Below are 25,454 nucleotides of genomic sequence, written 5' to 3' on the forward strand. Positions count from 1 at the left end.
GAGGACTTCGGGGTAGCATAAGGCATTATTTATGCTTACTTTTGCTTTTATCAGGTAACGTTCTATTCAAATTGTTCAACAACCGGAATTATTATTAATAAGATTGGTCACGGATGCAGAAAAAATTAAAATCAAAAATCGCGGAGTTCAAAGACGCTGCAATTATTAAAGACAAGGGCCTTTACCCTTATTTCAGGTCCATTGAATCAGGGCAGGATACTATTGTATATATAGAAGGTAAACCTGTATTGATGTTTGGATCCAACTCCTATCTGGGGTTAACCAACCATCCGAAGATCAAGGAGGCTGCTCAAAAGGCGGTAGAAAAATACGGGTCAGGTTGTGCTGGTTCCCGGTTTTTAAATGGCACCCTGGACATACATATTGAATTGGAAAAAAGGCTGGCGGCCTTTGTGGGTAAAGAAGACGCCTTATTGTTTTCTACAGGCTTCCAGGTGAACCTGGGGGTTTTATCTGCCATTGGTGGCCGCAATGATTATTTGTTGCTGGATGAATATGACCATGCCTCTATTATAGATGGTGCCAGACTTTCCTTCTCCAAAGTACTTAAATATCGCCATAATGATATGGAGGATTTGGAGCAAAAACTCAGAATCCTGCCAGAGGATTCACTAAAAGTTATTGCAGTAGACGGTATCTTTTCTATGGAAGGAGATATTGTAAACCTGCCAGAAATCGTAAAGCTCGCTGATAAATACGGCGTAAATATATATGTGGATGACGCCCATAGTCTGGGCGTGATCGGCCAGCGGGGAGCCGGAACTGCTTCCCATTTTGGCTTAACAAATGAAGTGGACCTGATCATGGGTACTTTCAGTAAATCTTTGGCTTCCTTAGGTGGCTTTGTAGCCAGTGATGCGGCCACGATTGATTACCTGAAACATCGCGCCCGTTCCTTACTCTTCAGTGCCTCTATGACGCCTTCCTCTGCAGCCAGTGTAATGGCCGCCCTGGACATCATCGAAACAGAACCGGAGCATATGCAACGCCTGTGGGCAAATACCAATTATGCTCAGAAACTATTATTAGAAGCCGGATTTAATCTGGGGCGTACCCAGAGTCCGATTTTGCCTATTTATATCAGGGATTCTGATAAAACATTCCTGCTCACCAAAAAGCTACTGGAGCAAGGCGTATTTGTCAATCCGGTGGTCGCCCCTGCGGTACCTTCCGAAGAATCGCTGATTCGTTTTTCGCTGATGGCAACACATACCTTTGATCAGATCAAGGAAGCCGTTGAGAAAATCACAAGTATTGCAAAAGAGATTGGTGTGGAGCTAAGCCGGGTGGAAGGAATGAAAGTCTCAAAAAAATAGTCTGACCAGAAAAACGCTATTTTAGCACACATTAACCAAATCAAAAAATGAAAAAAATTGTTCTTGTCGATTCTAAAAAGGAGTTGAAGGCATTTGTAGATTTTCCGCATGATTTATACAAAAATGATCCGACTTATGTACCGGAACTGTTTATCGCCCAGAAAGACTTATTAAGTCCTTCTAAACATCCATTCCATGAGAATGGGCAGATTCAGCTGTATCTTTGCTATGATGGGGATAAAATCGTTGGTAGGATTGCCGGCATTCTCAATGACAATCACAATATTTTCAACAAAGTAAACGATGGATTTTTCGGTTTTTTTGATTGCATAAATGACCAAACGGTTGCAGACCTTTTACTGGACGTGGTAGAAAAATGGCTGCGCGAAAAGGGGGTTACAGATCATATTGTTGGTCCTATGAATCCTTCCACCAATGAAAGCTGTGGTATGCTGGTGGATGGCTTCTCTACCCCACCGATGGTCATGATGACGCATAACGCCTCATATTACCCTGCCCTGGTTGAAGCGCATGGATACACCAAACAGACTGATATCCTGGCCTATCTTTATCAGGTAGATAGTTACAATGACAAGCGTGTCAGAAGACTGCATGAACTGACACAAAAAAAGCTGGACAACAGAAATATTATTATCCGCAAGATTAATATGAAAGATTTTCAAAATGAAGCGGATAAGATTAAAAAGGTCTATAATTCTGCCTGGGATAAAAACCTTGGTTTTTACCCCATGACGGATAAAGAATTCAATTATACGGCTAAGGATCTGAAAATGATCCTGGATCCGAACTTCTGCATCGTAGCGGAGCATGAAGGTGAGATAGTGGGATTTGCACTGGCACTTCCTAATATCAATGAAGTATTAAAAAAGATTAAAAGAGGGCGCCTCTTTCCTACCGGTATCTTTAAGTTACTGGCTGGGAAAAATAAGGTAAAAAGCATGCGTATTATCATGCTCGGTGTCATAGAGGGCTACCGGAAAATTGGCGTCGAGATGGCATTTTACACCGCTATAATTGATGAGGTGGTCAAAAAACAACGTATTAAACAAGTGGAAGCTTCCTGGGTATTGGAAGACAATATTCTTATGAATAAAGCCATCCAGGATATTGGAGGTGTACCTTATAAAAGGTATAGAATTTACGAAAAGAAAATATGACAGATAAGAAACTATTGATCACAGGAGCGAATGGTTTTGTAGGCTCGCATCTTGCAGAAATGGCCCTGGACAATGGTTTTGAGGTATATGCAGCGGTGCGCAAAACAAGTGATCTGACGAATTTGGAAGGTCTGAATATTCAATTAGTCTATCCTGATTATAGAAACGTTAATAGTGTGACAGCCCTGCTGGATCAATATGGGATCACCCACATAGCCCATGTGGCAGGTCTGACAAAAGCAAAGAGCGCTGAGGATTATACAAATGCGAATGCAACGGTCACCGTTACACTCGCCCGGGCATCACTGGCAGCTAAACGGCCGGTAGAAAAATTTGTATTTGTCAGTTCCATGGCCGTTATGGGACCAACCACCAGCGGCAAGTCGCTTAGTGAAGAGGCCGCCCCCCAACCGGTAACCCTATATGGCAAAAGTAAGTGGCAGGCCGAGCAGTATTTGCAGCAGTATCCTGAATTGCCCCTGATTACACTTCGGCCTACTGCTGTGTATGGCCCCAGAGATAAGGATATGCAGATCATTATTAATATGGTTCGCAAAGGTTGGGAGCTTTACTTAGGGCGTGCAGCTCAGCAGCTGAGCTTTATTTATGTAAAAGATCTTTGCCGCGCGGTTTTGCTGGCCCTGGATAGCCAGGTGACCCGGCAGACTTTTATACTAAGTGACGGCGAAAACTATAACAGGTATGATTTTGCCCAGCAGGTAAAAAAAGATTTAAACAGGCGTACATTGCGACTGCATATTCCGGTAAGCATTGTTTCAGGCGCGCTCGGTATACTGGAAAAAATAATGCCTTCCAGAACATCCATCCTGAATAAGGATAAATTAAAGGAACTGATAGGCAGTTGGGCCTGCAGTATACAAAAGGCGAAAACGGAGCTGGGCTATCAGCCTCAGTATCCATTAGAAAAGGGCGTTGGTGAAACCATTGCCTGGAATCAGGCCAGGAACTGGTCTAAGTAATAGAAAGCCAGGATTTTTTTGCGATAATAAGATCATTGTTTAAACAATGTCTTAAAATTTACAAAAAGTCTAATTTAAACATTTGTTTGTTTTAAACAATTGTTTAATTTTGCAGCGAACTTTATTTAGAGGAGGACCTGGTAAGCATAGGTTAGGTAATTTTACTAATATAACACATAAAATAGTACTCAATGAAACAAAAAGTTCAACCCGCTGAGGGTAAGTTGGGAATACTCATTCCTGGTTTAGGGGCTGTGGCCACTACATTAATCGCTGGTGTAATTGCCAGCAGAAGAGGCCTTGCTGAGCCAGTCGGTTCCCTGACGCAGACTGGCCATATCCGTATTGGAAAAAGAACTGACAATAATTACCCGAAAATAAAGGATTTTGTTCCGGTAGCAAAGCTCGAGGATATCGTATTTGGTGGCTGGGATGTTTATGAGGATAATGTCTATCAGGCAGCAAGTATTGCCAAAGTACTCGATCAGCACTTGTTGGATTCCATTAAAGATGAGCTGGAACAAATCGCTCCGATGAAAGCGGTATTTGATAAGAGTTATGTTGAGAACCTGGACGGCCACCACGTTAAAACCGGTGAAACCAAATGGGATCTGGCACAACAAACCATCAAAGATATTCAGGATTTTAAAGAAAAACATGGCCTGAACCGTATCGTTGTACTTTGGTGTGGTTCTACAGAAAAATACTTTGAAGCTTCTGAAATCCATGAAACAGTAGAAGCATTTGAAGCTGCATTAAAAGCCAACGATGACAGGATCGCTCCAAGTATGATATACGCTTATGCCGCATTGGTACAGGGTATTCCATACGTAAATGGTGCACCTAACCTGACTGTAGATACCCGCGCTCTGGTACAGTTGTCTAAAGACACCAATACGCCTATTGCAGGTAAAGATTTCAAAACCGGTCAGACTTTGATGAAAACCATCCTGGCACCAGGTCTGGAAGCACGCTCTTTAGGTGTTAGAGGTTGGTTCTCCACCAATATCCTGGGTAACAGAGACGGACTCGTGCTAGACAAACCTGAAAACTTTAAAACCAAGGAAGTGTCTAAACTCGGCGTTTTGGAAGATATCCTGCGTCCTGATCTGCATCCTGAACTGTATGGTGATCTGTACCATAAGATTCGTATCAATTATTACCCTCCACACGGTGACAACAAAGAAAGCTGGGATAATATTGACATCTTTGGCTGGTTAGGTTATCCAATGCAGATTAAAATTAATTTCCTTTGCCGTGATTCTATCCTGGCAGCACCCGTAGCACTGGATCTGGCATTATTTGCAGATCTGGCCAAACGTGCCGGTATGAAAGGCATTCAGGAATGGTTGTCTTTCTATCTGAAATCACCTCAGACAAAAGAAGGACTTCGTCCGGAAAATGACATCTTCAAACAATTGATCAAATTGCAGAATACCTTACGTTATATGATGGGTGAAGAATTAATCACGCATCTTGGTCTGGATTATTATGAAGAAGATGAAGCGTAATTGTATTTGAACTAAGTACAGTACGTTTAAACAAGGTGTTATTAATGTTTACAGGGTCTTTATCATCAGATTTTGACAATGTCAATAGCATTATAACAACAATTGAAAGATAGTTGGATTCATCCGCCATCTGTTCAGCCCCGGGAATGGAGCCCACGCTGAAAACAACACAGATGGCGGATCACCTTGTTTAACTTAAAATAACAGTATTAGGGATTTTGAGCATTATCAGTAGATCAGTTATAGTGATTAAGGTTTATCATAGATCATAGCATCGCTATTGCTGTTCGTTTTGAATCTTTTTGGTTTTGGTTTCAGCGGACATATTATTGATTCTTAGTCAATGACATGTCAGCAAAAAAACGACCGAATCAGACTTTGGTGATTTAAGGGCATTTGATCAGTTTTTAATAAGAAGAAAAAGTGTTTAGCAATTGCTGCATTTAAAAACAGTCAAGCAAACACTGGATCTTGTGGGTAAGGGGAAAATAAGTATTAAGAGGTATAAGGTTGAAAACCAGTATCTGAGGGTAGCTGAGTTAAGCTAAATGCAGAGGTGGTTTTTAAAAAAATATTTTACTCATAGTGGTATGCTGCTGCGGGCTTATTATTAAAGCCACAGCCTTTAAGCGGCCACAACAACGTTAGAAGCAAAAAACAAATGTCTTTTAAGATCAAATTGCGAAGTCTACTTCTGTTTATAGTATGTCTGCTTGTATCTATAGGCGGACTCTGGGCACAGGATCATCCGGGTTCCGTTGTTATCAAGGGTTTGGTGACAGATGCGACAAGTGGTGCCCCTATTGCCAATGTGAGCGTGTTCTTTAGCGGATCTGCCGGTGTAATGACCGACTCTACCGGACACTATACTTTATTTGCTGCCAGGAGGTTTGTCAAAGATAATCATCTGAAATTTATTTATGTCGGTTATAAGACCGGTTCCATAGACGTTAATTTTGACGTTCCCAAACAGACCATTGATATGCAGCTGGAAGAAAGCGGGCATGCATTGGCGGATGTGGTGGTTAAAAACCATAAGGAAAGATATCGCAACCGGGATAATCCTGCCGTGGCGCTTATTAGAAAAGTCATTGAGCATAAGGACGAAAACCGCATGAATGCCTTTGAAACAGCTTCCTATAAGCAGTATGAGAAAATGACGGTTTCTGTCAGTAATTTCTCGGAAAAACTCAAGAGCAAAAAGGCCCTGAAAAAGTATCAGTTTTTATTAAACAATGTCGATACCACCAAGGTGAAAGGCAAGAGCCTGCTACCTATTTATTTGGAGGAGACCAGTTCCAATAATTATTTCCGCAGTCATCCCAAAGATGAAAAAAAGGTGATCACAGGTGCCAGAAAAGTCGATTTTGGGGAATTTATTGATACCAAAGGTGTTACCAAATATCTGGGAAGCTTATATGCAGCCATTGATATTTATGAAAATAATATTACGCTGCTATCCAACCAGTTTTTAAGCCCGATTGCAGGATCGGCTCCAACTTTTTATAAATTTTATATCCGGGATACCGTGGAGCGCGATGGTATTAAAATCGTGCACCTCGCATTCTCACCCAGAAATCCACAGGATATGCTTTTCAGGGGTAATCTGGATATTACCCTGGATGGCCATTACGCCGTGCAAAGAGCCCGGCTCTTCTCTCCCATTGGCATCAATGTCAATTTCCTAAGAGCCATGAATATCTCCCTGGATTTTGTGAAAACAGATAATGGCCGGTATCTATTGACCAAAAGTGATATGATGGCTGATTTTGGACTTTCCAAAAAAGGCATGGGCCTGTATGGGGAAAGAGTCATTTCATTTTCGGATTTTAAGACCGATCAGCCGCTGGCTGATTCCATATTCAAGGGTTCTCAGGTCGTTCAAAAGGACTCTGCGGATGCCAGAAATGCGCAGTTCTGGGCACTCCACCGGACCGATACCCTGACAACTGCTGAGTCTAAAACTTATATGAATATTGATTCATTAAAGAACATGAAGTCTTTTAAACGGACCATGGACTGGATCACCTTCATATTTGCAGGGTACAAACAGGTGGGACCCGCTGAAATAGGACCTGCTAATACTTTTTATAGCTTTAACCCCGTGGAAGGCTTTCGGTTAAGAGCGGGTGGTCGTACCACCACCAGGCTGAGTGACCGGATATTCTTTGAAGGTTATGGCGCTTATGGTTTTAAGGATCAGAAATTTAAGTATTTTGGTAGCGCTACTTATTCTCTCAATGATAAATCCATTTATAAGTTTCCTCAAAACTATATAAGTGTTAGTTATCAGCATGATACGAAAATTCCCGGTCAGGAATTACAATTTGTTCAGGAAGACAACTTTTTCCTATCCTTCAAAAGAGGGAATAATGATAAATGGTTGTATAATGACTATTTTAATATTAACTATAAAAGAGAATTCGAGAATCATTTCTCCTATGAATTCAATGCGCGTTACTGGAAACAGTCACCGGCGGGAAGCCTGGACTTTAATTACAACGGCGGCCAACCAGGCTTATTGAGGGCGGTAGATCATGTAACAACTGGAGAAGTAGGCCTTACGCTTCGCTATGCACCTGGTGAGGTGTATTACCAGACCAAGCTCTATCGTATTCCACTGATCAACAAATATCCGATCTTCCAGCTCAGATATACAGCTGGCATTAAGGGATTATTTGGAGGGGAATATAACTACAATAATTTCCAGGCCAATATCTTTAAAAGGTTTTATTTGTCTCAGTTCGGCTTTACGGACGTAACAGTGGACGGGGGCTATATCGCGGGTAAAGTACCTTATCCCCTGCTTTCACTGCCCAGGGCCAATCAGACCTACGCCTACCAGCTGAATTCTTATAACTTGATGAACTTCATGGAGTTTGCCAGCGATCATTATGTATCGATTATGGCAGATCATTATTTTAACGGCTTCTTTTTCAATAAGATACCGCTTCTTAAGCGCTTAAAATGGCGTGAGGTCATTGAAGGAAAGGCTTTGTTTGGAGGATTAAGGGATGAAAATAACCCCATGGTAAATCAGGATCAAATGCGCTTTCCTTATACAGACGGGATGATGAGCACATTTGCCCTGCAAAATGATCCATATTTTGAGGCCGGTTTTGGGATTACCAATATATTCAAGATTTTAAGGGTGGATTATGTCCGCCGGTTTACTTACCTGGAACACAGTGATATCGCTAAATGGGGTATTCGGTTCAGGATTAAATTTGACTTTTAATATTATAATATAATAAAAAGTAATGCGAGGAGTTTATCGTTTGCCGCATGATTTTAAGCAGGCAAACAAAAAAGTGAAGAGCGTGACAAGTTCAAAGACGGTTGAGAAGGTAGGTGAAAACACTTGGAGACAAAGTAGCATCTTTACATTGACAGCTTTGATACAATCGAAAGACCGTTTTAAATTGCTGTTTTTGGGGTTTATAATGGTGTTTTTGAGTGTACTGCAACCCAATGTAGCAAGGGCACAAAGCACGATTTTAAGAGAGGGAATGGCTTACCCCATTCCGCCTACGACCGCAAACCGTATGTTTTTTTTGCAAAGAACACCTAATACCAACACCATAGCCTGTGACTTAAATGTAGGCAGTAACGGTCAGGTGAACGCTAAAATACCCCTTAAAACTTATTGGTTGCGCTACGGGGATTCCCCCAAAGGGCAGAAAAAGGATTTGAATTTTATACAGCGACACTTTGCTTATGGGTTGAATATCAAGCAAAGAGGTGATGGAAAATATGAATTCTGGTTTGTTTCCTATAAAAAGTACCACATGTACCTGCTACAGACTAAAGATGGTAAATGGCGGGTATATGGAAAGATAAATGACAAACTAACAGTACTTGGCAGTATCTTTATCTATATAAACGGCGGCAGCTTCTGGAATCCGCACGTAGATTATGTGGAACTAAGAGGCCAGGACCTGAGTAGTGGTAAAGAAGAAGTGCAAAGACTCACCGACGTTAAAAAAGACCCTGATGAGGGCCATGACAAAGCGGGCTAGCAGAAAATTGATTAAATTTGTAACAGCGAATTAAACTTAAGTGTTATGGCAAAGAATTTTGTATCCAACTCTACGGAGTCAACAAGAATGTTTAAAAGTAGCCTTTTGGAAAGCTTGTCCAAGGTGCATTTTACCGTTCCCTTATTTATATTTATACCGGCAATCGCCATTTTTATATACAGGGCTTTTGGTGTTTATCATGTAAGCCTGCTGTATTTTCTGGGGTATTTTGCCCTGGGACTGTTTATCTGGACGCTCACTGAGTATGTGCTGCACCGGTTTATTTTTCATTTTCATCCCAGTTCTTCCTGGGGAAAAAGAATTCATTTTATTTTTCATGGTGTGCATCATGATTATCCCAGAGATAAAAAAAGACTGGTAATGCCCCCTTCTGTGAGTATCCCACTAGCGCTACTGTTTTATTTTATCTTCTATCTGATTTTACCTAATGGGGGTGCACTGAGTAGCTTTTTTGCTGCCTTTTTAGCGGGATATCTGGCTTATGATATGATGCACTATGCGATGCACCATCATAATTTTAAGTCACCTTTGATGAAGCGGATCAAACAACATCATATGTTGCACCATTACCAGGATGAACACAAAGGTTTTGGAGTGAGCAGTGCGCTTTGGGATAAAATCTTTGTTTCTGGCTTCCCGAAGAAAAAACAAGGAGCAACACAAGGAGCAACACAGGGAGCAACTCAGACCAGCAAATAAGGCGAGTAAATAAAGCAATTTTAAAGGGGTCAGGATAATTGTGATCCAGGACCAGGATGAGGGCTAGGGGCACGGTGCGAATACAGACTGGTTTGCTAAGTCACTGCTAATTTCTTTTTGGTATTCATAACACTTTCATTTTGTAAATGTGCATTTTCTGGTACATTCAATTTGTAGGGGCGATTAAATGCCTCCTGTGAAACTTTGAAATAAGCGGACAACTTTATGATGGCTTCTTTGGACAGCCCTTTTTTATAATGTAGCATATCCGATTCTGACCTTATATTTAAACTTGCATTCAGGAATTGGTGATGATTTGGCAATCAATCTTAAGTAGGTTTAGCGAAGATATGATATTTTAATATTCAGACCAAATTCAACGTATTACGGCTTTTCGGCGTCAAGCTATGGATTTATAAGGAATTTTAAAATCTCCTACTTAGAAAATATTAATTGGATCTAAACGGAATCCCAAAAAAATAGGCAAGGTATTTAAGGCAATTACTTTTTAAAAACAAAATACTTCAGCATTGGGAAGTTCCAGGCAAAACGAACGATGAGGCCTGTGCCCAATCTGGCAACAAATTTATTGAAGCCTAGTTTATCCACAAAGGCGTAAGTGCCATAAGTGTTGAGTAGTAGTGACCCTACCCAGACAAGCAGATAACGGGCGACCTGATGGCTTTTCTTTTGCTCAAAACTCTTAAAAGCAAAATTTCGATTCATTAAAAAGTTAATAACCCCACCGCAGATTACACCGGCGCTGGTAGATATAACGATATTTAAATGGAAAACGACAGAACAGAGAGTAAAGACACCCAGGTCCACGATGGTAGAACTTAGTGAGGATAATTCCGATTTAAGGAATTGCATCACCGAGACCTTTTTCTTTTCATTGAGTTGTAATATCTTCTTTGCCATCGCTTATTTAAAAATGTATCAAATGCTTTTTAGATTGCCCAAACCAGATTGGATTAGCGCTTAGTTGCTTTTGACTTACTTTATCTAATCCTAAATTGGAATATTAATAATCAAAGTTTGTTTGCTGTTATTTATTTTTTAGAAAGGAGCAGTTCCGGTAACTGACTCAGACTTTTTATGGGTATCAATTGATATTTATTGACACTTTCTTCATACTGACTTTGATCACCGGTACCGGCGCTTCCTGGAGCCTCTTCCCACCCCTTCCCTTGTATCCAGATGCCTTGACAGCCTATGGATGTTGCAGGGATCATATCTTTTGTCAGAGCGTCTCCAATGGCTACTACCCTATCTGTGGGCAGATGCAGGCTGTCCGCACCTAGCTGCCAGATCCTGGGATCTGGCTTTTTAACCCCCACCACTGCGGATTCAGTAATCGTCTCAAAAAGGGGTAAAATGCCAAAATCCTTCAGTACGGTATGCAAATTTCCATAAAAATTGGAGACCATCGCGATCCGGTATTTTTGTCCCAGCATTTTTAAGATGCCTGCATGTTGCTGGCAGTTGTAGGATGCCTCTTGATAGGCTTCATCTGCAATTGATTTCTGATCCATGATGGTGCAGGGCAGCCCGTGCTGATTTAAATAAGCCGCCTGGATGGCCAGCTTTTTTTCCAACAGATCCAAAAAGTTATCCTCTTTTTGAATGATTTTCTTTTGTGCTAAGCTGCGCTCACCATGGGCAAAGGCCCTGCTGTAAAGCGAGGGATCCAGGCCTGGATGGCGGGCCTCCCATAAAGGATAGAGGATATGCACCCAATGCAGTCCACCGGTATCGATGGTGCCACCAAAATCAAATAATAAAGCTTGTATTTTGTCTGTATTTAGCATGGGCATTTTGTGTCTGGGTGGACGCCACTGTTGGCCGCTCTATTTGATTATTTTTTAATTTTTATTGACGGATTTGAGCGTCTTTTTGCAATAGCTTTCCTGGCGGTTGATTAAAAAAAGCATAATCGGGTTCAGGATAAAGATATCAAAAAGAAAATAAAGCCAAGGCTGACCGATAAATAACCAGATAAACAGGAAATCACCCTTGTATTGAACTGGATGATATTGGTATATTTCATCAGTGGCCGGTTGGCCATTAAAAAGTCGGCTCTTAACTCCGGCGTCATAAAATCAGGTTCTGTTCTCAATTTATGCAAAAATTTCTGCAACCACGGAGATGCACTTTCCTGGATTTTGGTATAATTATGATAGGTTTTCATGGCAAAGCGGCGGATACCTGTAAAATCATTAATCTGCTTTTCCACTTCTTTGCTATTATCAAATTCACTACCGCTATCTCCTTTCAGAAAATACAAGTATAAATTACGGTAGTAATCCGCCATGGCCGATTGAATCACGTGTGAAAAACCAGACACAACTGCCAAAATCCAGACCAGTGGAGACCAGCCTTCATTGATCAGCCTGAGCGATAAGGCGATGGCAATGGCACCGAACCAAAAATCGCCGGCAATACCGTCCAGTATTCTGCCAAACCGGCTTTTATTATCAGTAAGTCTGGCTAGTTGGCCATCAGCACTATCCAACGAGTTGGCGAAGATTAACAGCAGCATGCCAACTATGTTGATCCAGATATTATTCCAGTAAAACAAAATACCAGCCACTACGCCGATATAAATACTGGTGATAGTGACCGTATTGGGTGTGATATTTAGTTTGGCGCATGCCTTGGCAATACGCAGGCCAATAGGACGGTAAAACCAGATATCAATTTTCTCTTCTGTGTCACGGCTTTTTAAGGAAGCTGCAAATTCACTGGCAGCTGCCTGCGCCCTTTCTTGTTCGTCGATTTTTAATTGTTCTTCTACTTGATTACTCATGGCTTCTTGCAAGGTATGATGTCTAAATGTCTGCTTATAAGTAAATGTTTATTTATCAGCGGCTTTGTTGTTATGCACTGGTTTAGGGCGCTGCTTGTTACGGTCAGCATGTTCCTGCATCGCTACAACCGTTGCTGTGCGAGCCGTACTTGCTGGAACTGCCTTTTGCCCATTGGTACTTTGATTAAAAGCTGTTTTTGGCTGAAAGAGACTAGTCGTCTGCTTTTGCGTTGCACTGTCTATTGCCTGGGTCAGCAGCTGGTAAATGGCTGCGGCCGCCTGCTTTCTGCAGGGTGCAAAGCTAGGCCAGTCATTAAAATCAATTATGGCTATATTGCCTGATGCATCTATAACAGCGTCTCCGCCATAGATAGGCACCTGTGCTGCCACGGCTGTCTTGTCCGCGAGCGCACGCAGGGCTGATTGATTAAACTTAAAATGCTTTGTTTCTCCATTAATTGCCTCAAATTCCTTGTATTTATAATGGCCCTTTTCGTATGGATACAGCCAGTGGAAAAATCAGTACCGCTGACCCCGTAAAATTTAATCAAATCACCGGCCAGGTGACTGGAGGCGACTACTTCTGCTATATTTCTTGCCTTAAATGCTGCCAGTAGTTCAGTCGCCTCTTCCGGATTTCCAGCAAAGACGACGTCTTCTTTAATGATTGCATGGAAATCCCCTCGCTTAAGCCATAAACCGTGCCCCTGATCTAGCTTTTGCAAATCCTTCCTATCATACCCCTGGGTAGGGATAATCAAGCTGGGAGCAGTTGCAATGTTACTGTTCAGTAAGATCCGGGTAATATTGGATCTAAAACAATGTTCAATACCATCAGGGCTATTGAGCATGGCTATTTGCTGACCATAGGTCTTTTGAATGGATTGTAGCCGGGAAAGCACTTCTGGATTGCGGGACATGGAAAAAATCAGCCGGGTATCTTTAAAGGTATCTGTTTTATGCTCGGACTTTAAAAATTCGTGCTCATGATAGGTCGTCAGCACTGCCCCACGCTCTTTAAGAAGATCCGCCACCATTTGAAAAATGGTGGCATCGTTGTTAATATGGTTGGGTGAGTGCTTTACTGCCCTTTTTATACCGATTACCTGCATGTATCTTAAGTAAGTGTCTTAATAATCAATTGTTCTACTTTATCCCAAATCCTTCCCTTTTAGCCAGGTTATTTTCTAATAATGCCTTTGCTAAAGCAATATCACTGACATGATCAATATCAATGATCCTGCCTAAATCATAGGCCTTCAGATTTAAGCCTGCATTAAGGAGTGCCTGTTGATAATTGCGCATTTTGCTGACCTGTGCCTGCATGGCCGTTTCTGCTACCTGGAGTGCTTTATTTCTGAATAGATAAATACCTCCGGAGATCCATGGCTGTCCTGGCAGTGGGTCACTGGCGAACTTTGTAATCTTAAAATCGGGATCTATATAAACATGTAATGGCTTGTCGTCCTCTACATAAGAAGTGACAGCCATTAGCCCGTCCAGTTCCTTTTGTTGTTTAAACGCGTCAATATACCCTTTAAAGGCCTCTTCTCTGAATACAGGATCGATCGTGGAAATACAGACCGCTGACTGATCCTCGGGTGCCATCTTGTTCGCCAGCGCATAAAAGCTGTGAAAAGAACTAGGCGTGTCTTTGTATAGGATCTTTATAGGTGTGCCGGCTAGATTTGGCAGGCTTTCAATAAACTGGCCCACCTCAATTTCTGCGTTATTTAAGATAATATAAATGGATGTAGCATTATTTGCCTGAAAAATACGGATCAGGCGCTGGATTAAGGCTTCCCCGGCAATTTGTACCATCGGTTTAAACCCCTGGAAACCGTCTGCCCTTAATCTGGAACCCGCTCCTGCTGCAATAATGCCATATACCATATCAAAAATTTGTGTGCAAAGATAAGCCAGCCAGGCCTTTTAACCCTTAAATTTTAATGCAATTACCAAAATAATCGTTTAAACATCGTTTTAGATCGGTAAATGACATAGCGGCCTTTTGACCAGGCGGATTTAAAAGGGGCATTATAAGCCGGCCTCTAATGCCATAATCTGATCAAAAAGAGCTTCATAGTCTTTTTCGGCCTGGGCCAGTTGGGCTTTCGCCTCGGCATACTGTTGTTCCAGTTTACTGAATTTGTCCGCCTGAGCATAAGTTTCCGGCCTGGACATTTCCAGTTCGATGGCTGTTTGCCTGGTCTTAAGGCTGTCAATGAGCTCTTCTGCTTTTTCCATTTGCTTTTGACAGCGCTGCAAGGTCTTTTTCTGCTCTCTGTCCAGATTTATGGGTTCTGGCTTAGCTTTTTCTTTGGTTTTACTAACAGGTGCTATCACGGGTTGTTTTGTCTCTTGTGACGAAACATTACCCATGGATTGCTTTTCCAGTTGTTTTTGCCTTTCCGCCATCAAGGCTTTCCATTCCATGTATTCCGCATAGCTGCCTTTGAACTCTTTGATTTCATAACCATCTATTTCCCAGATCTTATTGGCTGTTTTGCTGATAAAATAACGGTCGTGGCTAACAAAAATCAAACTGCCCTCATATTTTGTTAAGGCGGTCGCCAACAGATCTACCGAATGCATATCCAGGTGGTTGGTCGGTTCATCCAGCATCAGGAAGTTGGATTTGCTGGCAATGACTTTGGCCAGGGCCACCCTGGCCTTCTCGCCGCCGCTTAAAATCTTGATTTTCTTATCAATATCATCTCCGCCGAACATAAAACCACCGAGTAAGCTGCGTAGTTCCAACTCCGTTTTACCGCTACCGCAGCCTTGCATCTCCTCAATAATGGTATTTTCCAGATTTAAACTCTCCAGCTGGTGCTGGGCATAGAAGCTTTCTTCCACGTTATGACCCCAGATTCGCTCACCCTCAAAGGGTTCCGTATCGGCAATCATTCTAAGTAAGGTAGATTTACCCTTGCCATTCGCACCAATTAAGGCAATTTTGTCCCCCCGATCGATTTCTGCACTGGCATTTTTTACAATAATTCTATCGCCGAAGGCTTTTGTAACGTCTTTAAGGGTTACCAGGATTTTCCCTGGCTGTTTATCGATCTGAAAATTGATGCGCAAATTAGGCCTTTCTACCTCTACCTGCTCGATACGGTCAATCTTATCAAGTCGTTTCATGGCAGACTGGGCCTGAGCCGCTTTAGTGGCCTTGGCCCTGAAGCGCTCAATAAACCTTTCTTGCTGTTTGATATAGTCTTGTTGGTTTTCATAGGCACGCTGTTGCATTTCTATGCGGAGTTCCTTTTCTTTTTGATAATAGGCGTAATCTCCCGTATAGATATGTAATTGCTGCTGATAAAGCTCTACGATTTTGTTGACCATTTTATTGAGGAAGAACTGGTCATGGGACACAATGACTACACTTCCCTTGTAACCAGACAGGTATCTTTCCAGCCATTCAATGGATGGTAAATCCAGGTGGTTGGTTGGTTCATCCAGTAATAATACATCTGGCTGTTGCAGGATCATTTTTGCCAGCAGCACCCGCATCCGCCAACCCCCGCTAAAGGTTTTATAAGGTCGTAGTAATTCTTCATTGCTAAAACCAAGGCCATGCAATACTTCTTCTGTGCGGTGCTGGATGGTATAACCATCGAGAACATCCATTTCATGGAGATAATCGGTGTATTTTTCCAGTAGTTTTTCGTTGCTGTCATTTTCTAATATGATCCCCAATCGTTCGATTTCTTTTTCCAGAAACCGAATCCGCTCAAAGGCACCCGTGGCTACTTCCAGAATGCTTTCCTCGGTATCAAAACTAAGTAGATCCTGATGCAGATAGCCAATTGTCGTTGATTTACCCCTTTCAACACTGCCACCAGTGGGCAGGTACTGTCCCACCATGACTTTTAAAAGGGTAGATTTGCCGGTTCCATTATAGCCGATAAGCCCGATTCTTTCTCCCGGATGGATATGCCAGGTGGCGTCTGCTACAATGGTTCGAGCCCCAAATTCAAATGTTACATTATTAAATCCAACGAGCATAGCTGATTTTTTTGTGCTGCAAAAGTAAGCATTTTGCATTGCTCTAAAAATCAGCCGAAGAAGCTAAATAATTTTAAGGATGCCTTTTAAAAGTAGTATTGCCATAAGATAACTGATAATCAGTTGCCTTATGGCAATACTACTGAAAGTTGTTTATTTTTTTACGATTCCCAGGGGAAGTACGGTTTTGCCGTAACCACCGTTTATCAGCTCCGCTATTGCCGTATAAATGGCAGAAGCACCACAGATAATGCCTTCATAACCTGCAATTTTGGTCAGATCTGCATTGCCTGAGAATTCTGCAGCGGAAAGCAGAAAAAACAAAATAGTCAGGGTGCCAAATACCACCTGCAAGGCCCGGTTATTTTTAAGGGTGGGGAAAAACATCCCAAAAGTAAATACACCCCACAAAAACAGATACCAGCCCATGGATCCACTCATATCCGCCTGGGCGTCCCACCAACCTAACTTAGGAAGTACAAGCAAACCTACCAGGGTAAGCCAGAAAAATCCGTAAGAGATAAATGCGGTCGTTCCAAAGGTATTGCCTTTCTTCCACTCCATAATGCCTGCAATCACCTGAGCGATACCACCATAGAAAATACCCATGGCAAGGATCATACTACTTAGCGGGATACAGCCCGCGTTATGGATATTAAGTAAAACGGTGGTCATGCCAAATCCGAGAAGCCCTAATGGCGCCGGATTGGCGGTTTTGTCAACCTGAATGATTTGATTTTCCATTAATTTTTGTTTAAAAATAATGGAAAATTTCTATATATATAATAATTTACATAAAAAGAATCCACATTTATCCCACATTTGCCGTTAGTTTACTACTTGTTTTACTGTTAGTTTTTAACCTTTTTCAACGCGGCGACCTCCAATGCTGTTTTTAATGCCAGAAAGAGCGATTAAGGATCCTCCAGCCTCGATTTCCATTGCTGAAAACAAATAATTTAATAATTTAAATGTGCCCAAAATGAATCCTAACAGTCTCAAATAAAGGCATTTATGCATGTAGTGCCTTATTGTTTCACACTCAAATTTTATTTAAAGGCAGATTTTTTAGCTTTTTAAGCTTTTTATAAGTCGGGCAATCAGGGTCATGGGCGCCAGGCAGATAACCGGTACTCATCAGAAATTCTCCGGTGATCTCGCCACCAGTAAACTTAAAGGTCTTTTTAAACAGTTTTACCCAGTCTGCCTTTTCAAGTGGGTGATGGCTATCCAGCCATGCTTTAAAAGAACCGTGGGATTTTTGTAAATCTAAAATCACCTTTGCATTATGAATAACGGCCTGTATTTTTAAGCGGTTTCTAATGATGCCTTCATCCAATAAAAGTCGCTGGATGTCTTTGTCTGCATACCGGGCTATTTTCTTTATATCATAGTTGTGGAAGGCCTTTTTAAAGGCAGATTCTTTTCTAAGAATCGTCGCCCAGGAAAGGCCTGCCTGGTTAATTTCCAAAATCAGCCTGCCAAATAGCTGGTTGTCATCTTCGAGCGGAAACCCATAGAACTGATCATGATAAATTTTATGAATCAAATCCTTTTGGGCTGTAATATCATGGACAAATGTGCAATAGCTCATGTGTTATAATTTTTATTGACGGAGGGTAAAATTATGGCAATTTTGATAAAGTTGAGCAGCAATATTAAATGACTGATTTTGACCCAACCGGGCCTTTTAAGAGGGGATTTTGTTTTAGCAAACGTTTGCCTAGACAGCTATACTTTCGGGTAATTTAAAGTAACTTTACCGCTCACATTCACCCATCAAATTCCAAATTAATTATGAACATGGTTGACTCTTTTGAGAAAATCCCTGTGGAAATTTACAAAACTCCCGATGAAGGCTCTTTGGCAGTTGCCAAAGAAATTGCTGATTTAATCAGGGAGAAGGCGGCTAAAAATGAAAAATGTGTACTGGGCCTGGCCACCGGCTCCACCCCTATCCAGTTGTATGCTGAGCTAGTGCGCATGCACAAAGAAGAAAACCTGAGTTTTAAAAACGTGGTTTCTTTCAATCTGGATGAGTATTATCCCATTAGCAGAGACTCTATCAACAGCTACTGGATTTTCATGCATCAGCATTTATTCGATCATGTGGATATGGATCCGGCAAATATCCATATGCCCAATGGAGAACTCGCAAAGGCCGACGTCCGTGCAGCCTGTGAACAGTATGAAAATATGATCGACCAGGCAGGTGGCATTGATCTGCAGTTGTTAGGACTTGGGCATAATGGCCATATCGGGTTTAATGAACCAGGGTCCAGCCTTTTTTCCAAAACAAGGCTGCTTATCCTGGATAACAATACGCGTATTGCGAACTGCCGTGATTTTGTCAACCTGAGCAAAGTACCTCGTCTGGCGATTACCATGGGGCTGGGCACGATCATGAAATCCAAAAGAATTGTGCTGCTGGCCTGGGGTAATAAAGCGCCAACGGTCGTGATGGCCGTAGAAGGTCCTGTTACCGATCAGGTGCCAGCCAGTTATCTGCAAATGCATAACAACTGCACTTTTGTGATCGATGAGCTGGCAGCTAGTGAGCTGACCCGCTTTAAATCTCCCTGGATGTGCGGCAATGTTGAATGGACAGATGGGCTCATGCGTAGAGCCGTGGTCGCCATGGCACTTAAAATCGGCAAACCGATCCTTAGTTTAACCAACAATGATTATAATGAAAACGGCCTAAGTGATCTTTTGGCCGATAACGGAGATGCCTATGAGATTAATTTGCAGGTATTCTATATGTTGCGTGATTCTATTACAGGCTGGCCGGGCGGTAAGCCTGGTGAACCCCGTGCCAACCACCCTGAACGTTCCAATCCATATCCAAAAACTTGTCTGATATTTTCACCACATCCCGACGATGATATTATTTCCATGGGCGGGACTTTTATGCGACTCCACGACCAAGGGCATAATGTACATGTCGCCTATCAGACCAGTGGTAATATTGCGGTCACTGATGAATTTGTGACTCGTTTTCTGGATTTTGCCGTTGGTTTTGATCAACTGACCCGGCAGGACGCCTCTACCAGTAATAAAATACTCAAAGAAGCGCAGGACTTTATCGCGACGAAAAAGACAAACGATATAGATACAGAGATCATCCGTTCCGTAAAAGGACTGATCCGCCGTTGTGAAGCAAAAGCCACCTCAAAATATGTGGGACTCCATGATGACCAGATTCATTTTATGAATCTGCCTTTTTATGAGACCGGAACTATCGAGAAAAAACCGATGGGAGAAGATGATATTAAGGTGACTATGGAGCTATTAAGAAAAATTAAGCCGCAACAGGTTTACTGTGCAGGTGACCTGGCCGATCCACATGGTACCCATAAAGTTTGCCTGGATATTATTTTTGAGAGCATGAGAAGACTCAAGCAACAAGGCGATAGCTGGGTGAAAGATTGTTGGGTATGGCTCTATAAGGGTGCCTGGCAGGAATGGGATATTGCTGAAATAGAAATGGCTGTCCCTATGAGTCCGGATCAGGTAAAAAAGAAACGTTATGGTATCTTTATCCATCAGTCCCAAAAAGACTCCGTGCCGTTCCAGGGCTCTGACAGCCGTGAATTCTGGCAAAGGGCTGAAGAGCGTAATGCTAATACCGCTGGATTATATGCGCAGCTTGGTCTGACGCAATATGCAGCGATGGAGGCGTTTGTACGCTGGCACTTTTAAGGCATAAAGCTTTATTTTTATTGAAATAAGCAAAAAGGGCATTACTGTATATCCATTAAAATATCGGTAATGCCCTTTTTTGTTTGATGTGCAGCGCATTTTTAGTTGGATAGAAGATAAACACAGTCTAATTTGCATGGTGGAAAAGGGTGCATTAGGAAGTTTCGGCTTTACCGGTTTATTGATTGCTCCATGGCCTGGTACGAGTTAATTTGTTGACAAATCGCCAAGGCTTTATAAACAGATTTGCCGCCAGCTCCCTCAATTAAAATTCTGACCCATTTATAGTGCGCATTTTGTATTCGTAGATTTTTATAAAGCCAGTAGGTAATAAAAATTGATAACCCTGTTATGGTTACTTGGAAAATAATCCAGCCAAGGCTGGTGCCAGCCGGGAACCAGGCGGGGCTCAGATAAAAGGTTGTCCAAAAAGGAAGTTGCAGGATCATGATACGGGTATGCCTAAATAAAGAGAGCTCAAGTCTTGCCAGTTGTTCTTGTATGGCAATAACAGGTCCATCAAAATCTACTTTATTTGCCCAGACTAAATGTTTAATATAGTCAGCCAATGCCTTAACATTAATCAGAAAAATCGCTGCTACAGAGACCATAAAATAACTGGCAGAACGGTTAAAATGAACCGCTGCATAGCATAGCGCCGAACCTAAAATAAATAAGTAGAGTATCGCTATTATAATGCCCCTGATTTTAAAGCCTTTAAACTGTTGTGTGACGGACGCTGCTTTTTGCCCGAGGATTTGTTGTAATACTTGCTCGTTTAAGGCAATGGCCTGGTTTATTTTACTGGTTTGTTCTTGCCATAATTGTCCTAGATTTACCTGTTCCATATTGGTCGATTTTGATGTTGATTTAAAAATTAAGTTTAGAAAACCGCTCTTTCAATACCACTTTGATTCTATTTATTTTTGTGGAGACATTGGTTGGAGATATGCCCATAATTTCTGCAATCTCTTTAAGGGCTTTTCCTTCCAGGTACAAAATCATGAGCGCCCGGTCCATTTCTTTTAACGCCAATAGAAATTGATGCAGGTAGGCGATTTTTTCATCTGTCTCCCTATTTGCAGCTGGCGCTGCTTCAGCCAATTGCAAAAGAGAATCATGGGTGGTGGTTATAATCCTGTTTCTGGTCTTTTCCTTTCGGTAAAAAGAAATCGCAGTATTCAAGGAGACCCTGTAAATCCATGTTGAGGTTTTACTAAAGGAGCGATACGTACCAAAAGACTGCCAGAGTTTAATGATGATTTCCTGGGTTAAATCCTGGCAATCAGCTTTGGTTTTACAAAAGCTATAAGAGATTTTATAAATGATGCCTTTATGGGTCTCCAATTCTTTTAAAAAGGCGGTATAAATGGCTGATTGTTTATCCATTAAATGATCCATTTGTCATAAAGTAAACTGTTATGAATGTATGTATAGTCTTTAGAACGTCATGCTCCCATACTATAAAACGCAGCAGGTAGCAAAATGTCACAGTTTTTTAAAATATTTTATGGATCAACACAAAAACTTGGGGATTAATCACGGAAAATGGTTTCAACAATTGAAGATTTTGAATAAGGAGGAAAAATAGAACAATATAGTCAGGCTTAATTTTGACTCGGGGCAAAATTAAAAGGTAGCTAATGTTACAATCCCTTTTAAAGTGCTGACAAAAAGAAAGGTCCGTGGTAGAAACCACAGACCGTCTTCGATTGCTTGCCATATGAAAAAAAGGTAACTGATTATTAATAATCTTAAAAAATCAGTGTCAAATATCTTATAATTCTACTTTTTTAATTCTACTGTTTTTGCGCTTGCTTGCCAATGTTTTTTTGACCAGTGACGCTCCAAAAGGTTTAATCGGTTTTGAACTTTTTTTGAAGTTTTTTTTGCGTATTTGATGTAATAAACTTTGCAGAAAATTCCATCTAATATTCGCGAACCGTTATTTCAAATTGCGTTTACTTCCAGGATTTTTGTAACACGAATCAATTGCTTATCTTGAGTTGTTGTTTTACTCCATTTCCGTCTGAAAACCGCTCTTTATCACTTTTGTGGCACAAAGATAGGGCAGAATTTGTTAGTAAAAAACTAAGAATATGTAAAATTGACTTTAAATTGAAAAAAACTGCATGCTTACTGTTTAATCGTTGCCTTTGGATACACTTTAAGTGCCTGTTCTAAACAATCCATCGCTTTTTCTATCTCCTGGACATTGAGCACATAGGCCAGCCGGACCTCGTTTTTACCAAGTCCGGGGTGGCATAAAATCCTGGGGCGGGTGCCATCATAAGTGTTTGATTATTATAAGAGAAATCTTCCAATAACCATCTGCAGAAATCTTCGGAGTCTGCTACCGGCAAACTGGCCATGGCATAAAATGCGCCACCTGGATTGGGGCAAAACACCCCTTCCATGGCATTTAGGCGCCTAACCAGGGCGTCTCTTCTGTTTTTATATTCCTGGCGGGTCCCCTCAAAATAATCAGCGGGCAGCTCTGTAGCGGCCTCTCCCAAAATCTGGGCAAATCCCGGCGGGCTAAGCCTTGCCTGCGCAAATTTCAGCACCGTTTCAAGGACTTCCTTGTTTTTAGTGACCAGGGCTCCCATTCTGGCACCGCAGGCACTGTAGCGCTTACTGATTGTATCTGTCAGGATCACATTTTGCTCTGCCCCTTTTAAGGACATAGCGCTGATAGGCGTGTCGCCATAGCTGAACTCCCGGTAAGCCTCATCGGAGAAAAGATACAGGTTATGCTTTAATATGATATCTCTAAGATTATGCATTTCTTCCGGGCTATACAGATATCCAGTGGGATTATTAGGGTTGCAAATAATAATAGCTTTCGTCCTGTCGGTAATCAGTTTTTCAAAGTCACTGACAGGCGGCAGGGCAAAACCATCTTGAATGCTGGAAGGTACCGGAACCACGGATACGCCGGCCTCCACCGCAAAACCGTTATAATTGGCATAAAATGGTTCAGGAATAATGACCTCATCTCCCGGATTCAGGCAGGCCAGAAAGCTAAAAAAGATGGCCTCCGAGCCGCCTGTGGTAATCAGAATCTCCTCTGAACTAACATCTATTCCAATGCTTTTATAATAAAGCGCGAGTTTTTGGCGGTAAGATTCATTTCCTGCACTGTGCGTGTATTCCAGGACCCGCATATGGTTGTGCCTCACCGCATCCATGGCGGCAGGTGGGGTCTCAATATCGGGTTGACCGATATTTAAGTGATAGACATGGATGCCCTTTTGTTTGGCATTTTCAGCAAAGGGCACCAGTTTGCGTATAGGGGAAGCCGGCATTTCAATGCCTCTTTGGCTTATAGATAAACTAGACATATATTGCACTTATTCAATTCATTAGTAGGGATTGCAGCTATAAAAAACAAAGACATTTTAACTGCATCGCCGGCAAAGGTAATACAAAAACTACCCGTCATTCGTTTTTTTAAGTAAAAATAGTTGAGGGGGCCTAAGGGCATTGATCTTATGCTTTACTTTATCAGTATTACATTAATCCAATCCCAGGCGCTGTTCTATCAGGTATTTATTACGGTCCGCACCGTTTCTGGCTATCAGCTCCCCGATAAATCCCGCCAGAAAAAGCTGCATCCCTATGACCATAGCTGTCAGGGCAATAAAAAAAGGTGGGCTATTGGTAAGGCCCTGGAAAGGATGAATAAATTTATTAATAATCAGTACGATACTGATGACAAAGCCAATCAGAAAACAAAGGCTGCCGTAAAGTCCGAAAAAGTGCATAGGACGTTTGCCAAAGCGGCTGATAAAGGAAATGGTACCCAAATCCAAAAAACCATTGACAAAACGCTCCAGACCAAACTTCGTGACCCCAAATTTACGGGCACGATGCTCGACTACCTTCTCTCCGATCTTTCTAAAACCGGCCCACTTGGCCAGCACCGGGATATAACGGTGCATTTCGCCATACACTTCAATGCTCTTGACAACTTTATTTTTATAAGCCTTTAATCCACAATTAAAATCATGAAGTTTAATGCCGGAGCTACGCCTGGCCGCTGCATTAAATAATTTAGAGGGCAGGTTTTTGGTCAGTTTATTATCAAAGCGTTTTTTCTTCCAGCCACTGACCAGATCATAACCCTGCTCATTAATCATCTGATAAAGCTCAGGTATCTCATCGGGACTGTCCTGCAAATCGGCATCCATGGTAATCACCACGGAACCTGATGCGACCTTAAAGCCTTCGTTGAGGGCCGCTGATTTTCCGTAATTGCGCTGAAACTTAATCCCTTTAAAGTTCGTATTGATTTTAGAGATGGACTGGATGACCTGCCAGCTGTTATCTGTGCTGCCATCATCCACCATAATCACTTCATAGGTAAAATTATTTTCCTTCATGACCCTGGTGATCCAGTCTGCTAGTTCCGGCAGGGATTCATCTTCATTGAATAAAGGAACAATTACGGATATATCTATCATAAAACGCTTCTGCTAATACAAATTTTTTATGACTGTTTATGCAACAGCCTGTGTCATACGGCCACCATAGTGACCGGGTTATTTTACGGTCCATATATCAAATATATAGCCAGTTTTCATGTGCCAGGGTATGCGCGTTTACGCTACTGGGGCAACTGTCCTGATGGATCTGCCGGTGGCTGCGTAGAACCGGGTTGATCCTGGAAAGGGGATGCACCCGCCGGTATTCTTTTGGAAAATGCGCCGCCTAGCAGTGCACCAATGGCGCCCAGCACAATATAATACAAAACCGTACCAGCCACCATAAAGGTCATAAAAAACTTTTTACTGACGGCAAGGCTATCACTTACCTGTTGATCAGTTAATCCTTTTTTTAGTAAGGCTTCTCTTTGGATCTGCATAATCTTATCCTCCATATCTGGGAAAATAACTTTATACATGAGTATGGCCCAGACCAACATGATCAGCGCGACAATGGCGGCTATTTTAAAGCCATGTGCAAAGAGATTGCCAAAAGTGACCTGGCCATTTAAGTCCTTGCTGTATAAAATCGTTACATAGATAATGCCGGCTAAAAAAATCAGGATGCTTACCAGCCCCAAAGCGGTATTTTTATCCTGACCGGTAAAATGCAAAATCAACTGCAGTACGATCAAAACCAGTGCAATTAAGATCCCTTTTTCCCAGAGTTTGCCTTTCTTTTCTTCCATTGTAATAACGT

At 41.8% G+C, this 25,454-nt stretch carries 22 protein-coding genes; 8 read left to right on the forward strand and 14 right to left on the reverse strand.

Annotated features, from left to right (window positions below; genetic code table 11):
• The first annotated feature begins 113 nt into the window (after window positions 1-113).
• The 7 genes from spt to FSB73_RS17600 all read left to right on the forward strand — a co-directional run bounded on the left by spt (window position 114) and on the right by FSB73_RS17600 (window position 9,745).
• A complete protein-coding gene (gene spt, locus FSB73_RS17570; RefSeq protein WP_146785158.1) occupies window positions 114-1,337 on the forward strand; it encodes a serine palmitoyltransferase in 1,224 nt (407 codons plus the stop codon).
• Window positions 1,338-1,384: 47 nt separating this feature from the next.
• A complete protein-coding gene (locus FSB73_RS17575) occupies window positions 1,385-2,515 on the forward strand; it encodes a GNAT family N-acetyltransferase (protein WP_146785160.1) in 1,131 nt (376 codons plus the stop codon).
• Complete coding sequence (locus FSB73_RS17580) at window positions 2,512-3,495, forward strand: NAD-dependent epimerase/dehydratase family protein (RefSeq protein ID WP_146785163.1); 984 nt, start codon at window positions 2,512-2,514, stop codon at window positions 3,493-3,495. Before FSB73_RS17575 ends, FSB73_RS17580 begins: the two co-directional genes overlap by 4 nt.
• A gap of 191 nt (window positions 3,496-3,686) precedes the next feature.
• Window positions 3,687-5,006 (forward strand): inositol-3-phosphate synthase, encoded by a 1,320-nt coding sequence (locus FSB73_RS17585; protein ID WP_146785166.1) that lies wholly within the window; start codon window positions 3,687-3,689, stop codon window positions 5,004-5,006.
• Between the two features lie 661 nt (window positions 5,007-5,667).
• Entirely contained in the window at window positions 5,668-8,244 is a 2,577-nt protein-coding gene (locus tag FSB73_RS17590; protein ID WP_146785169.1) for a DUF5686 and carboxypeptidase-like regulatory domain-containing protein, read from the forward strand.
• 82 nt (window positions 8,245-8,326) lie between these two features.
• Window positions 8,327-9,025, forward strand: a complete 699-nt coding sequence (locus FSB73_RS17595; protein WP_158639593.1) for a DUF4833 domain-containing protein — start codon at window positions 8,327-8,329, stop codon at window positions 9,023-9,025.
• A 45-nt stretch (window positions 9,026-9,070) separates the two neighbouring features.
• On the forward strand, window positions 9,071-9,745 hold the full coding sequence (locus tag FSB73_RS17600; RefSeq protein ID WP_146785175.1) for a sterol desaturase family protein: 675 nt from the start codon (window positions 9,071-9,073) through the stop codon (window positions 9,743-9,745).
• 501 nt (window positions 9,746-10,246) lie between these two features.
• Here the strand turns inward: FSB73_RS17600 and FSB73_RS17610 are convergent.
• From FSB73_RS17610 to FSB73_RS17650, 9 genes are all read right to left on the reverse strand, one after another.
• On the reverse strand, window positions 10,247-10,666 hold the full coding sequence (locus FSB73_RS17610) for a GtrA family protein (protein ID WP_146785178.1): 420 nt from the start codon (window positions 10,664-10,666) through the stop codon (window positions 10,247-10,249).
• A gap of 131 nt (window positions 10,667-10,797) precedes the next feature.
• Window positions 10,798-11,556 (reverse strand): HAD family hydrolase, encoded by a 759-nt coding sequence (locus tag FSB73_RS17615; protein WP_158639594.1) that lies wholly within the window; start codon window positions 11,554-11,556, stop codon window positions 10,798-10,800.
• A gap of 131 nt (window positions 11,557-11,687) precedes the next feature.
• Entirely contained in the window at window positions 11,688-12,554 is an 867-nt protein-coding gene (locus tag FSB73_RS17620; RefSeq protein WP_225974126.1) for a CDP-alcohol phosphatidyltransferase family protein, read from the reverse strand.
• A gap of 48 nt (window positions 12,555-12,602) precedes the next feature.
• Entirely contained in the window at window positions 12,603-12,944 is a 342-nt protein-coding gene (locus tag FSB73_RS17625) for a hypothetical protein (protein WP_146785186.1), read from the reverse strand.
• Window positions 12,902-13,666, reverse strand: coding sequence for a hypothetical protein (locus tag FSB73_RS17630; protein ID WP_146785191.1), 765 nt, complete (start codon window positions 13,664-13,666; stop codon window positions 12,902-12,904). The genes FSB73_RS17625 and FSB73_RS17630 overlap by 43 nt, the downstream gene beginning before the upstream one ends.
• A 34-nt stretch (window positions 13,667-13,700) precedes the next feature.
• Window positions 13,701-14,447, reverse strand: coding sequence for a sugar phosphate nucleotidyltransferase (locus tag FSB73_RS17635; RefSeq protein WP_146785196.1), 747 nt, complete (start codon window positions 14,445-14,447; stop codon window positions 13,701-13,703).
• 144 nt (window positions 14,448-14,591) lie between these two features.
• Window positions 14,592-16,565: an ABC-F family ATP-binding cassette domain-containing protein gene (locus FSB73_RS17640; protein ID WP_146785200.1), complete on the reverse strand. Its 1,974-nt coding sequence runs from the start codon at window positions 16,563-16,565 to the stop codon at window positions 14,592-14,594.
• A gap of 153 nt (window positions 16,566-16,718) precedes the next feature.
• A complete protein-coding gene (locus FSB73_RS17645; protein ID WP_146785204.1) occupies window positions 16,719-17,309 on the reverse strand; it encodes an acetate uptake transporter in 591 nt (196 codons plus the stop codon).
• Between the two features lie 298 nt (window positions 17,310-17,607).
• Window positions 17,608-18,159 (reverse strand): DNA-3-methyladenine glycosylase I, encoded by a 552-nt coding sequence (locus tag FSB73_RS17650; RefSeq protein WP_146785207.1) that lies wholly within the window; start codon window positions 18,157-18,159, stop codon window positions 17,608-17,610.
• 203 nt (window positions 18,160-18,362) lie between these two features.
• Here FSB73_RS17650 and nagB point away from each other — a divergent pair, with 203 nt between their 5' ends.
• Window positions 18,363-20,267 (forward strand): glucosamine-6-phosphate deaminase, encoded by a 1,905-nt coding sequence (gene nagB / locus FSB73_RS17655; RefSeq protein WP_146785211.1) that lies wholly within the window; start codon window positions 18,363-18,365, stop codon window positions 20,265-20,267.
• 170 nt (window positions 20,268-20,437) lie between these two features.
• Here nagB and FSB73_RS17660 read toward each other — a convergent pair whose 3' ends face one another.
• The 5 genes from FSB73_RS17660 to FSB73_RS17680 form a co-directional block, all read right to left on the reverse strand.
• On the reverse strand, window positions 20,438-21,115 hold the full coding sequence (locus tag FSB73_RS17660) for a hypothetical protein (RefSeq protein ID WP_146785214.1): 678 nt from the start codon (window positions 21,113-21,115) through the stop codon (window positions 20,438-20,440).
• A gap of 22 nt (window positions 21,116-21,137) precedes the next feature.
• Window positions 21,138-21,656, reverse strand: a complete 519-nt coding sequence (locus tag FSB73_RS17665) for an RNA polymerase sigma factor (RefSeq protein WP_146785217.1) — start codon at window positions 21,654-21,656, stop codon at window positions 21,138-21,140.
• A gap of 812 nt (window positions 21,657-22,468) precedes the next feature.
• The gene (locus tag FSB73_RS17670; RefSeq protein ID WP_225974127.1) at window positions 22,469-23,611 is read right to left on the reverse strand and encodes a pyridoxal phosphate-dependent aminotransferase; all 1,143 of its coding nucleotides are present in this window, start codon (window positions 23,609-23,611) and stop codon (window positions 22,469-22,471) included.
• A 174-nt stretch (window positions 23,612-23,785) separates the two neighbouring features.
• On the reverse strand, window positions 23,786-24,733 hold the full coding sequence (locus tag FSB73_RS17675) for a glycosyltransferase family 2 protein (RefSeq protein WP_225974128.1): 948 nt from the start codon (window positions 24,731-24,733) through the stop codon (window positions 23,786-23,788).
• A 143-nt stretch (window positions 24,734-24,876) separates the two neighbouring features.
• A complete protein-coding gene (locus tag FSB73_RS17680) occupies window positions 24,877-25,443 on the reverse strand; it encodes a DUF4199 domain-containing protein (protein ID WP_146785220.1) in 567 nt (188 codons plus the stop codon).
• Window positions 25,444-25,454: the final 11 nt, after the last annotated feature.

This window comes from Arachidicoccus ginsenosidivorans, from assembly GCF_007971385.1.
In the GTDB taxonomy this organism is placed as follows: Bacteria; Bacteroidota; Bacteroidia; order Chitinophagales; family Chitinophagaceae; genus Arachidicoccus; species Arachidicoccus ginsenosidivorans.

Bases quoted from the DNA above. Each gene is read 5' to 3' on its own strand.
- spt (WP_146785158.1), top strand. From the start codon at position 114: ATGCAGAAAAAATTAAAATCAAAAATCGCGGAGTTCAAAGACGCTGCA.
- FSB73_RS17575 (WP_146785160.1), top strand. From the start codon at position 1,385: ATGAAAAAAATTGTTCTTGTCGATTCTAAAAAGGAGTTGAAGGCATTT.
- FSB73_RS17580 (WP_146785163.1), top strand. From the start codon at position 2,512: ATGACAGATAAGAAACTATTGATCACAGGAGCGAATGGTTTTGTAGGC.
- FSB73_RS17585 (WP_146785166.1), top strand. From the start codon at position 3,687: ATGAAACAAAAAGTTCAACCCGCTGAGGGTAAGTTGGGAATACTCATT.
- FSB73_RS17590 (WP_146785169.1), top strand. From the start codon at position 5,668: ATGTCTTTTAAGATCAAATTGCGAAGTCTACTTCTGTTTATAGTATGT.
- FSB73_RS17600 (WP_146785175.1), top strand. From the start codon at position 9,071: ATGGCAAAGAATTTTGTATCCAACTCTACGGAGTCAACAAGAATGTTT.
- FSB73_RS17610 (WP_146785178.1), bottom strand. From the start codon at position 10,666: ATGGCAAAGAAGATATTACAACTCAATGAAAAGAAAAAGGTCTCGGTG.
- FSB73_RS17615 (WP_158639594.1), bottom strand. From the start codon at position 11,556: ATGCTAAATACAGACAAAATACAAGCTTTATTATTTGATTTTGGTGGC.
- FSB73_RS17620 (WP_225974126.1), bottom strand. From the start codon at position 12,554: ATGAGTAATCAAGTAGAAGAACAATTAAAAATCGACGAACAAGAAAGG.
- FSB73_RS17630 (WP_146785191.1), bottom strand. From the start codon at position 13,666: ATGCAGGTAATCGGTATAAAAAGGGCAGTAAAGCACTCACCCAACCAT.
- FSB73_RS17635 (WP_146785196.1), bottom strand. From the start codon at position 14,447: ATGGTATATGGCATTATTGCAGCAGGAGCGGGTTCCAGATTAAGGGCA.
- FSB73_RS17640 (WP_146785200.1), bottom strand. From the start codon at position 16,565: ATGCTCGTTGGATTTAATAATGTAACATTTGAATTTGGGGCTCGAACC.
- FSB73_RS17645 (WP_146785204.1), bottom strand. From the start codon at position 17,309: ATGGAAAATCAAATCATTCAGGTTGACAAAACCGCCAATCCGGCGCCA.
- FSB73_RS17650 (WP_146785207.1), bottom strand. From the start codon at position 18,159: ATGAGCTATTGCACATTTGTCCATGATATTACAGCCCAAAAGGATTTG.
- nagB (WP_146785211.1), top strand. From the start codon at position 18,363: ATGAACATGGTTGACTCTTTTGAGAAAATCCCTGTGGAAATTTACAAA.
- FSB73_RS17660 (WP_146785214.1), bottom strand. From the start codon at position 21,115: ATGGAACAGGTAAATCTAGGACAATTATGGCAAGAACAAACCAGTAAA.
- FSB73_RS17665 (WP_146785217.1), bottom strand. From the start codon at position 21,656: ATGGATAAACAATCAGCCATTTATACCGCCTTTTTAAAAGAATTGGAG.
- FSB73_RS17670 (WP_225974127.1), bottom strand. From the start codon at position 23,611: ATGTCTAGTTTATCTATAAGCCAAAGAGGCATTGAAATGCCGGCTTCC.
- FSB73_RS17675 (WP_225974128.1), bottom strand. From the start codon at position 24,733: ATGATAGATATATCCGTAATTGTTCCTTTATTCAATGAAGATGAATCC.
- FSB73_RS17680 (WP_146785220.1), bottom strand. From the start codon at position 25,443: ATGGAAGAAAAGAAAGGCAAACTCTGGGAAAAAGGGATCTTAATTGCA.